This is a genomic window from Allobosea sp. (assembly GCF_035999205.1).
In the GTDB taxonomy this organism is placed as follows: Bacteria; Pseudomonadota; Alphaproteobacteria; order Rhizobiales; family Beijerinckiaceae; genus Allobosea.
Genome location: NZ_DASYHA010000014.1, coordinates 1 through 9544, shown reverse-complemented (window position 1 = coordinate 9544; position 9544 = coordinate 1). Strand labels below are relative to the sequence as shown.

Here is a 9544-nt window from a genome sequence, read left to right as displayed (position 1 = left end):
TTCCGCGAGGTGACGGAGGCCAGCTTCCGCGAGTGCCTGGCCGCCGGCATCCGCAACCAGCGCGAGGCCTACGCCACCGGCGAGCCCGCCCGGATGATGGAAGAGTTCCTCGCCAAGCGCGCCGCCAGAAAAAGCGCCTGAGCGGATTTCGCCCTTCCCGCGATCAGCCAAGGCATCGCGCAGGCGTTCTCGCATTGATGGGAGACGCCTCGTCCTCGCGCTCGCGCGGACAGGGCGTCCCAACGACATATCGCAGCGCTTCAACTCATCGGACAGCGGCCATGACGGCGATCCCCACCCCGAGCGCGTTCCTCGGACACGAGGTTTGCGCCGATTTTCAGCTCGCCGGCTATCAGCGCCTGCGCAGCTATTGGCGGGCCCTGGCCGCAGCCTCGGCCCGCCTGCGGGTCTGCGAGATCGGCACGACCTCCGACGGCCTGCCGCATGAATTCGCACTGGTCACGAGCGAGGCGAATAGCGGGAAACTGGATGGGATCCTCGCCAAAGCGAGGATCATCGCCTATCCCGATCGCGCCCCGGCCGATTGCGACGAGGCGACGCTGCTGGATGGCCCGGCCGTCGTCTATCTGGGCGCCGGCGTCCACACCAGCGAGGTCGTGACATCGGAATCGCTGTTCGAACTCTCGTATCAGCTGTGCAGGGTGGACAACCCGGAAGTCGAGCGCTGGCTCGAACAGGTCGTCGTGGTCATCGGGCACGGCAACCCTGACGGGCACGAGTACGCTGCCACCAACTACATGAAGCCAGCCGAGCCGAGCGATCGTGCCGCCGAGCTCCGTTGCGTCCTGCCCTTCATGAAGCCGTCCTATTCGGGCTCCGACAACAACCGCGACTTCCTCGCCGCCCGCCTGCCAGAGACGCGAAACATCAACCGCGCCCTCTACGAAACCTTCTGCCCGCAGGTCATTCTCGACGCGCACCAGACCGGCCCGCTCGGTGCGGCCATGTACCTTCCGCCCTACAAGGAGCCGCTCAGCCCCGGCGTCGATGCGAGCCTCGTGACGATGACCAGCGAGCTCGGGCTTTCACTGCATGGGCGGTTGTTGGGCGAAGGAAAGAACGGGAGCTATTTCGGGCAGGTCACCGAGTATCAGCAATGGGCCTTCGGCATGCTGCCCTGTCCGCTGCACAACGTGGTGACCTTCCACACCGAGGTTATCGGGACACCCCACCCGCAACGGATACCGGCGGTGATCGACAAGCAGTTGCCGCAGATGGGCCTGCCCCGCCCCATCGAGCCCCGCCTATGGCACGCCAGGGACGGCCTCGCCTACCAGATGAGCGCCTATCTCGGCGTGCTCGACTGGGTCAGAAGAAACCGCGACCGGCTCCTGGCCACGGTCTACGGAGCAAACCTGGCGGCCGTCGCAGCCGGCAAGTCCGAGAGCTGGACCACGCAATCCGATGCGCTCCAGGAACTCGGGGCGGCGCACGGCTCAGCCATCGGCGCGGACGAGTTGGATGACTACGACCGGGCCGGTGGTGTCACGACCGGCAATCTGCGCGGCGGGACCATGGTGCGGCCGGAGCTGTTCGAGACGATTCTGCGTTCACCGGAACGGCGCAACGCAATCGCGTACATCCTGCCCCTCGACCAGCATGATCCGGGAGCGCTGGCCGATTTCTGCGACGCCATGATGTCCAACGGCGTCGCCATCGGCCTGACGCAGACGGACCTCCGGCAGGGGAGCGTCCTGCTTCCAGCAGGGTCCCTGATCATCCCCGCCGCGCAGAGCAAACGCGGCGTGATCCAGAACGCTTTCGATCCGCAATCCTACCCCGTCTCGCTGGCGCGATCCGAAGGTGGTTCGCCGGCGCAATATGGCGCGGGCCAGACGCTGGCCTTGCAGATGGGCCTGACTTTCCATCGCATCCTCGAAGGAGCACTGCCGGAATTCGCGCCGCTGCAAAGCTCGTCCCAGATTTCACCACCCTCGTCGCAGACGTCTGGAGAAGTGATTGCCGCCGAGCGCCAAACATCTGTCTCGGTCGGTATCTGTGACGTCTTCGGCGGTCTTTCCAACGCTGGTTGGACGCGCTGGTTGCTCGACCGCGAAGGCATCAGGCACCAGACGCTGTTTCCGCGCCAGATTGCAGAGGACGCCTGGCGCGACGACATCGATGTGCTCATCATCCCCGACGGCCGCGCGCCGGTCGGCTTTCACCCACCCGCACCCGGCGAAGTGTTCCCAGATCCTCCGCTCGCGCATGTGGACCCGGCATTTCATCACATGGTGGGGGCGATCGGCAGCGAGGCGATCGCGCAGATTGCGGCCTTCATCAAGGATGGAGGACGCGTCATTCTGGTCGGATCCGCGACCGGATGGCTGGAGGCGCTATCCTCCAAGGTCGTGTTGCGAACGTTTCCGGTCGCACCAGGCGAGGCCAGGCCAATCTACGGCAAGTCGATCATGCTGGTGCAGACCAGCACTCATCCCCTGACAGAAGGTCTTCCGGCAGGGCTCAACATCACATTCACCGGCCGGTGTTTCGAGCCGGGCGCTGCGGACACGATAGCAAGCTTTGCTGACGCGAGCCCGCTCCTCAGCGGGTTGGCAATCGGCCAGTGGCGCCTGCAGGGCGCCGTTCTCGCCACCTACGAGGCGCTAGGCAAGGGCTCGATCGTGGCGTTCGCCTTCGACCCGGTCAGCCGCGGCCAGTCGAGCAACACCTTCGGCCTGCTGACGAACGCGATCTTGCAGGGGTAAGCCCCGAGAAGGCGGCGTTGGCACGGGCCTGCGCCTATGTCGAGTATGTGCCCGCCGGCCATCTCGCGGCTCATCGCCGGCGGAAGGCGTAACTCTATGGGGCCAGCATAAGCTCGGAGCGCAGCTCCAGCAGGTCCTCGCAGACGGCCTCCAGATCGCTGGCCGCGAAGCCCGAGCGCTGTGCTGGCCGATACTGCCCGATCTTCTCGAGCAGGACGCCGGTGAAGGAAATCCGGCCATCGGGAGCCACGACCATCCCGTTCTCCGCCTCGAATGAGGCATTCCATGCGACAGCCTCCTCGCGATCGACGCCCGGCGGCAGGTCGAGCGTAAGTTCGCCGCCCGCCAGCCGCACCGGATAGCCGCCCGGCAAGCCGTTCGGCCCCGGCACATGCCCGGACCATTCGCGTCCGAGCGCCATCGCCAGCAGCATGGGCACGCCGCTGGCGCCGGAGATCTCGATCACCGGCTCCGGTGTGAGCTGGATGTCCGAGAAGGTCCCGAAGACGTCCGCGACCTCCTTGCCGTCGATCCAGACGCGCGGCGCCCTGCCCTGCCGCTCCTGCGGCTTCTTCCGCCACTCGGCGAGATTCTGGTAATGCGCGAGGACCTTGACCTCGGCACCCGGAGGCGTGCTGGCCGAGCCGCCGAAGACGTTCGACAGGATCGCGACATTGCCCATGCCACTGGCGACCTTGTGGCCGAGCGCGATGATGATGCCGTTGACGACGTCCGGGAAGCCGCAATTGACCAGAATGGCCGGGCTGCCGCGCCTTGTGTTGGCAGCGGCAACGCGCGCGGAGAGCAGCGCCTGGAAGACGGCGGTGGCGCTCAAGCCCCCCTCGGCGACCAGCCGCGTCCAGGCATTGCCGCTCTGCGCGATGACCTGTGAGGTCTGGATCGAGGCCGCCTGGGCCACGACCTTTGGACCCGTGGCGGCGAGCATGGCGTCCGAAGCGCCGGGTTCAAGCAGGTCGACGCTGTAGGTCGTGAAGCGCGCCTTCGTGCCAAAGAGCTTGGCGCGGGCATTGGCGGCGGTGCGCAGCCAGTCGAGCCGCTGAGCATTCCGGCCGGCGATGACGACCGAAACAGGAGCGGGCGCAGTCGCCGCGATGTCAAAGGCGATGCGGGCGGCAAAGCCGCCGGTGCCGGAGACCAGGATGTCGCAACCACTCATCGTCAGCGTCCCTTGGCCGCCATGCGGTCCCAGCAATCGTCGAGGCGCGGCGAGAGCTTGTGCTTCATGATCCGCTGGCTCGCCGTGCGTTCGAAATCGTCGACGACGGCGATGTAGCGGGGGTTCTGATAGGGAGCGAGGCGGCTGCCCAGCCAGGCCGACAGCAGGGCAGCATCGACCGACGCGCCGTCACGTGGCTTCACGAAAAGCTTGATGTCCTGCTCGCCGACATCGGCCGCGACGCCGATCATCGCGCAATCCTCAACGGCCTCATGCTCGGCCGCGACATGCTCGACCTCCCAGGCCGAGACGTTCTCGCCCTTGCAGCGGACGCTGTCGGTCATGCGGCCGTGGAAATAGAGATTGCCTTCGGCGTCCCAGGAGCCGAGATCGCCGGTGTGCATGGCGCCGTCGCGCAGCGCCCGGCCCGTTGCCTCGGGATTGTCGAGATAACCGGGAAAGATCGCGCCCGGCAGGCTCGTCCTGATCACGATCTCGCCGCGCTCGCCCACCGGCACGTCCGAGCCGTCGGCGGCCAGCAGCCTGACTTCGAACCAGGGCATTGGCCGACCGACCGAGCCCACGGTGCCGCTGTCGTTGAAGGTGGTGATGCTGGAGGCCTCGGTCATGCCGTAGCATTCGCGGATCTCGACGCCGAAGCGGTCCCGGAACTGCGGCCAGATGTCCGGCGGGCAGCCGCCGCCCCAGGCGATGCGCACGCCGTGCTCGCGGTCGAGCGCGGAAACCGGCTGCTTCAGCAGGATCTGCAGGATGCCGCCGAGATAATGGACATGGCTTGCTCCCTCGGCCTTGACCTGGCTCCAGAAGCGGCTGGCGCTGAACCGATCGACCATCGCCAGCGTGATGTCGCGGATCATCGGCAGCGGCAGGAGCTGGGCGCCGCCGATGTGATAGAGCGGCTCCCAGACGAACAACACCTCGCCGGGCTGCGCGTCCGAGACGAGCGCGACGCCCTCGGCGGCCAACCGCAGCATGCGGTGGGAAACCAGCACGCCCTTCGGCCGCCCGGTCGTGCCGGACGTATACATCACGGCGAAGATCGCATCGGGAGCCGGCGTAGGCTCGGAGAAGGACGCGCCCGAGGACAGGATCGCGTCCAGCGCCCCATCAGCCTCGTGGATCAGCAGCTCGTGTGCGCCTTCGGGCATGGCCGCACCGATCTCGGAGGCCAGATCGGCATCGACGACGACGAGCCTGGGGTCGGGATGGGTCAGCAGATAGCGCAGCCCGTCGCCACGCTGCTGGGCGTTGACCGGCACCCAGGCGACGCCGGCGCGCGCCAGGCCGAAGACGACCGCGATGGCAGCAACCGAATTTCGCATCATCACGGCGACGCGGTCGCCGGGCTTCAGCCCGCGCTCGCGCAGATGTGCGGCGAAAGCGGCCGAGCGACGTTCCAGCTCGGCATAGGTCAGCGGCTCGCCGCAGAAGCGCGCATAGACGCGGTCCGGCTCGGCGCGGGCGCGCGCGGTCAGGAGATCGACGAAACCGTCGGCTGAAAGAGGCGTCATGACTGTCATGTTGTGCGCGAGGAGGAGCGGAGCCGTTCGGCCAGAAGCAGCATTGCGGTGACGACGACCAGCACGACCACGGAGACAGCGGCAAGCGTCGGGTTGAGCTGCAGGATCATGTCGTCCCACATCTGCTTTGGTAGCGTGGTCTTGATGCCGCCGCTGACGAAGATCGCGATCGTCAGCTCGTCGAACGAAGTGATGAAGGCGAAGAGGAAAGCGGCTACGAGCCCGCCCTGCACCAGCGGAATGGTGACTCCAGTCAGCGTGCGCACCCGGTTGGCGCCGAGCGTCGCCGCCGCCTGGTCGAGCCGCTGATCATAGGTCTTGAGCACGGCCGCGATGGTGACCAGCGTGAAGGGGATGGCGAGCACGGTATGGCCGATGATCAGGCCGAGGTCGGTGGCGATCAGACCGATACGCGCGAAGAGGTAGAACAGGCCGACAGCGATGACGATACGCGGCACGATCATCGGCGCCAGGAAAAAGGCGAAGATCAGCCCGCTCCAGCGCGTCCGGCTGTTGGCCAGCGCAAGGGCCGCAAAGCCGCCGATCGCCGTGGCCGCCAGCGCCGTGGCGAAGGCAACGATGAAGGAGCGGATCGTCGCCTGGATCCAGAGCGGCGAGTCGAAATAGGTCCGGAACCAGGACAGGCCGAACCCCGGCGGCGGAAACTCGAGAAACTGCGAGCTCGTGAAGGCCAGCGGTATGACGAGCAGCGTCGGCAGCACCAGGAAGCCGATCACGAGCCAGCAGAACGCCGGCAACATGGCCGCGCAGGCTCGCTTGCCAAGGATCGCATTGGCTGCGCCGGAAAGCTTCGCGGCCGCCGTGCCGATGACGCCGAGCACGACGAGACCGAGATCGCGCAGACGCCCCTGGCTGCTCTGGGCCGAGCCACCAGCGATCGTCGAGATGCCGAAGAGCCGATCATAGGCCCAGCAGGAGATCAGCGCAGCGGCGAGCATCATGGCCGCGAGCGCGCCCGCGAAGGACCAGTTCAGCAGTTCCTGGACCTGGGTGATGATGAGCTGCGCCAGCATCGTCTGCTGCCGCCCACCCAGAAAAGCCGGGACGATGAAGAAACCGAGGGAGGAGATGAAGACCAGCAGTCCGGCCGCCGCCACGCCCGGCAGCGACAGCTTGAAATAGACCAGCCAGAAAGCCCGCGCCGGCGAGGCACCGAGCGTCTGCGCGGCCTGCACCAGCCTTCGGTCGATGCCGGTCATCACCGGGAGCATGGTCATGACCGCGAGCGGGACCATGGCATGGACCATGCCGACCATGACGCCGAATTCGTTATGGAGCAGCGGCAACGGCTGGTCGACGAGGCCTGAGCCGGTCGCCAGCGAATTGATGATGCCGCTGCGCCCGAGCACGATCATCCAGGCAAAGGTCTTGACGAGATAACTCGTCCAGAACGGCACCATGACGAAGAGCAGCATCCGGCCACGAAAGATGTCCGGCATCCGCGCGATCCAGTAGGCCAGCGGATAGCCGATGAGCAGGGACCAGAACGCCGTCCATCCGGCGATGCGGAAGGTGATGCCGAGGACGCGGACATAGACGTCAGTCGCCGCGATGCGCTGATAGGTACCGATCGAGAACGCGCCGGTCTCGTTGTCGACGAAGCTCAGGCCCAGCAGCTGCGCCACCGGCCAGGCGAAGAAGACCGCGAGGAAGAGCAGGCCGGGAACGGCGAGCCAGAGCGCGCCGAAGCGAAGCCTGGGACGCGGCACGCTCGCAGTCGATGACGCCGCCACCGCGCTCATGCGACCAGCACCGCCTTGTCGCGGGCCCAGCCGGCGACGATGACCTCGTCGATCTGCGGGACCGCTTCGTCCGAACCCAGCCGGAGCACGAGCTGCGCGCCGTCAGCCAGCGTCGCGATCACGCGCGTTTCCGAGCCGGCATAGACGATCTCGCTGACCTTCCCGGAGATGGCATTGCCATCGCGGGCGCCGATGCGAAGGTGCTCGGGCCGCACGACCAGCGCGTTCTCCACCTGCGCAGGAGCGGCGCCAGTCGGCAGGTTGAATCGGCCATGCGCGGTCTCGATCGCACCGTTGCCGTCCCAGCGACCGCGGAAGATGTTGGAGATGCCGATGAAGTCGGCCGCGAAGGCCGTCCGCGGCTTCTCGTAGATCTCGCGTGGCGCGCCAAGCTGCTCGATCTTCGCGTGGTTCATCAGGCAGATGCGGTCGGACATCGCGAGCGCCTCCTCCTGATCATGCGTGACATAGACGATCGTGGCGCCGCTTTCGCGATGCAGCCGCTTGATCTCGATCTGCATGTGCTCGCGCAGCTTCTTGTCGAGAGCGCCGAGCGGCTCGTCCATCAGGATGATGGAGGGCTGGTAGACGAAGCAGCGGGCCAAAGCGACGCGCTGCTGCTGGCCGCCCGAAAGCTCGCGCGGAAAGCGGTTCGCGAGATGGCCGAGATGCACCATCGCGAGCGTCGCGGAAACGCGGCTCTCGATCTCGGAGGCCGAGCGCCCGCGCATCTTGAGCGGAAAGGCGATGTTCTCCGAGACAGTCAGGTGCGGGAAGAGCGCGTAATGCTGGAAGACGAGACCGATGTCGCGCTGGTGCACGGGGGTGCTCGACTGGTCGCGCCCGTCGATCACCACCTTGCCCTCGCTCGCCTCGACGAGTCCGCAGATGAGCTGCAACAAGGTCGTCTTGCCGGAGCCCGAAGGCCCCAGCAAGGTGAGGAACTCGCCTTCGGCGACGCTGAGCGAGCTCGGCTCGAGGGCCGTGGTCGCGCCATAGCGCTTACACAGGCCCTCGACCACGAGTTTGGCCGGTTTGGGGGCGGTTGCGGTCATTCCGGCGCTCTTCGCCATTGCGATCAGGTCAGGAGCCAGGCGTTGAAGCGCTCGGTCACCTTGGCGCGGTTGGCGCTCCACCAATCCTCGTTCGCAATGGCCATCTGCTTCAGGTTTTCCGGCGAGGTCGGCAGAACCTGGGCGCGCGCGGCCGGGATCGTCTGATAGGCGTCGAGGTTGGTCGGGCCATAAGCCAGAACCTCGGTGAAGACGGCCTGCGCCTTCGGGTCCGAGCAGAAGCGCACGAACTGGCGGGCGACGTCGGCCTTCGGGCCGCCCTTCGGCAGACCCCAGCCCTCGATCGAGTAGAGACCCTGGTTCCAGACGATCTTGGCCGGCGCGCCGCCATCGATCGCCGCCTGCAGCCGCGCATTCCAGCCCGGCAGCATGTCGACCTCACCGCTCTGCAAAAGCTGCGTCGACTGCGCGCCGCCCGTCCACCACACGGCGACATGCGGCTTGATCTTGTCGAGCACCTTGAAGGCGCGATCGATATCGAGCGGGTAGAGCTTGTCGAGCGGCACGCCGTCCGCGAGCAGCGCCTGCTCGATGGTGTCGATCGGGTTCTTGCGGAGCGCGCGGCGGCCCGGGAACTTCTCGACATTGAAGAAGTCTGCCCAGCTCGCCGGGGCGTTCTTCACCTTGTCGGTTCGATAGGCGAAGATCGTCGAATAGACATCCGTGCCCATGAACTCGGGCGAGATCGCCTGCGGCATCAGCTTGGGTACGTCGGCATGCGAGAAGCCGATCGGATCGAGCAGCCCCTGCCCCTTCAGGATGTCGCGGGCCGACAGCGTCAGCGTGCAGACGTCCCAGGTATAGGACTTGGTCTCGACCATCGCCTTGAACTGGGCGGTTGGCTCCGCCTCGCGGGCGACGTTCACGACCTTGTTGCCGGTCGCCTTCTCGAAGGGGTCGTAGAACGCCTTGCGGAAGGCAGGGCCGAACGGTCCGCCCGGATCGGCGACGGTGATCTGGGTGGCTGCACTGGCGCGGCCGATAAAGCTCGGCGCGGCCAATGCCGCGGTCGCACCGCCCGCGAGCTGCAGCAACCGCCTGCGGCTGGTCTCGAACGTCTTCGTCATCATACTCTCCCTTGCTGCGGTTTTCCGCGATTTCCCCGGGGTGAACTCGAAATTCAGGCGCTTTTTCTGGCGGCGCGCTTGGCGAGGAACTCTTCCATCATCCGGGCGGGCTCGCCGGTGGCGTAGGCCTCGCGCTGGTTGCGGATGCCGGCGGCCAGGCACTCGCGGAAGCTGGCCTCCGTCACCTCGCGGAA

6 protein-coding genes are annotated in these 9544 nt (G+C 66.6%); 1 reads left to right on the top strand and 5 read right to left on the bottom strand.

Translation table 11 applies throughout. The annotated features are described in order from the left end of the window. The first annotated feature begins 281 nt into the window (after nt 1-281). On the top strand, nt 282-2729 hold the full coding sequence (locus VGN82_RS04335; RefSeq protein ID WP_327525765.1) for a M14 family zinc carboxypeptidase: 2448 nt from the start codon (nt 282-284) through the stop codon (nt 2727-2729). 94 nt (nt 2730-2823) lie between these two features. On the opposite strand, the gene VGN82_RS04330 is transcribed toward VGN82_RS04335, so the two are convergent. Genes VGN82_RS04330 through VGN82_RS04310 form a run of 5 tightly spaced genes read right to left on the bottom strand, consistent with a single transcriptional unit; the run spans nt 2824 to nt 9350 of the window. Further along, complete coding sequence (locus tag VGN82_RS04330) at nt 2824-3906, bottom strand: hypothetical protein (RefSeq protein ID WP_327525764.1); 1083 nt, start codon at nt 3904-3906, stop codon at nt 2824-2826. 2 nt (nt 3907-3908) lie between these two features. Beyond that, nucleotides 3909-5438 carry a class I adenylate-forming enzyme family protein gene (locus VGN82_RS04325; RefSeq protein ID WP_327525763.1) on the bottom strand — a complete coding sequence of 510 codons (1530 nt, stop codon included), beginning with the start codon at nt 5436-5438 and terminating at the stop codon, nt 3909-3911. A 5-nt stretch (nt 5439-5443) separates the two neighbouring features. Next, a complete protein-coding gene (locus VGN82_RS04320; protein WP_327525762.1) occupies nt 5444-7210 on the bottom strand; it encodes an ABC transporter permease subunit in 1767 nt (588 codons plus the stop codon). Beyond that, nucleotides 7207-8265 (bottom strand): ABC transporter ATP-binding protein, encoded by a 1059-nt coding sequence (locus VGN82_RS04315; RefSeq protein WP_327525761.1) that lies wholly within the window; start codon nt 8263-8265, stop codon nt 7207-7209. The genes VGN82_RS04320 and VGN82_RS04315 overlap by 4 nt, the downstream gene beginning before the upstream one ends. Before the next feature lie 23 nt (nt 8266-8288). Beyond that, nucleotides 8289-9350 (bottom strand): ABC transporter substrate-binding protein, encoded by a 1062-nt coding sequence (locus VGN82_RS04310; RefSeq protein ID WP_327525760.1) that lies wholly within the window; start codon nt 9348-9350, stop codon nt 8289-8291. Nucleotides 9351-9544: the final 194 nt, after the last annotated feature.

Bases quoted from the DNA above. Each gene is read 5' to 3' on its own strand.
- VGN82_RS04335 (WP_327525765.1), top strand. From the start codon at position 282: ATGACGGCGATCCCCACCCCGAGCGCGTTCCTCGGACACGAGGTTTGC.
- VGN82_RS04330 (WP_327525764.1), bottom strand. From the start codon at position 3,906: ATGAGTGGTTGCGACATCCTGGTCTCCGGCACCGGCGGCTTTGCCGCC.
- VGN82_RS04325 (WP_327525763.1), bottom strand. From the start codon at position 5,438: ATGACGCCTCTTTCAGCCGACGGTTTCGTCGATCTCCTGACCGCGCGC.
- VGN82_RS04320 (WP_327525762.1), bottom strand. From the start codon at position 7,210: ATGAGCGCGGTGGCGGCGTCATCGACTGCGAGCGTGCCGCGTCCCAGG.
- VGN82_RS04315 (WP_327525761.1), bottom strand. From the start codon at position 8,265: ATGACCGCAACCGCCCCCAAACCGGCCAAACTCGTGGTCGAGGGCCTG.
- VGN82_RS04310 (WP_327525760.1), bottom strand. From the start codon at position 9,350: ATGACGAAGACGTTCGAGACCAGCCGCAGGCGGTTGCTGCAGCTCGCG.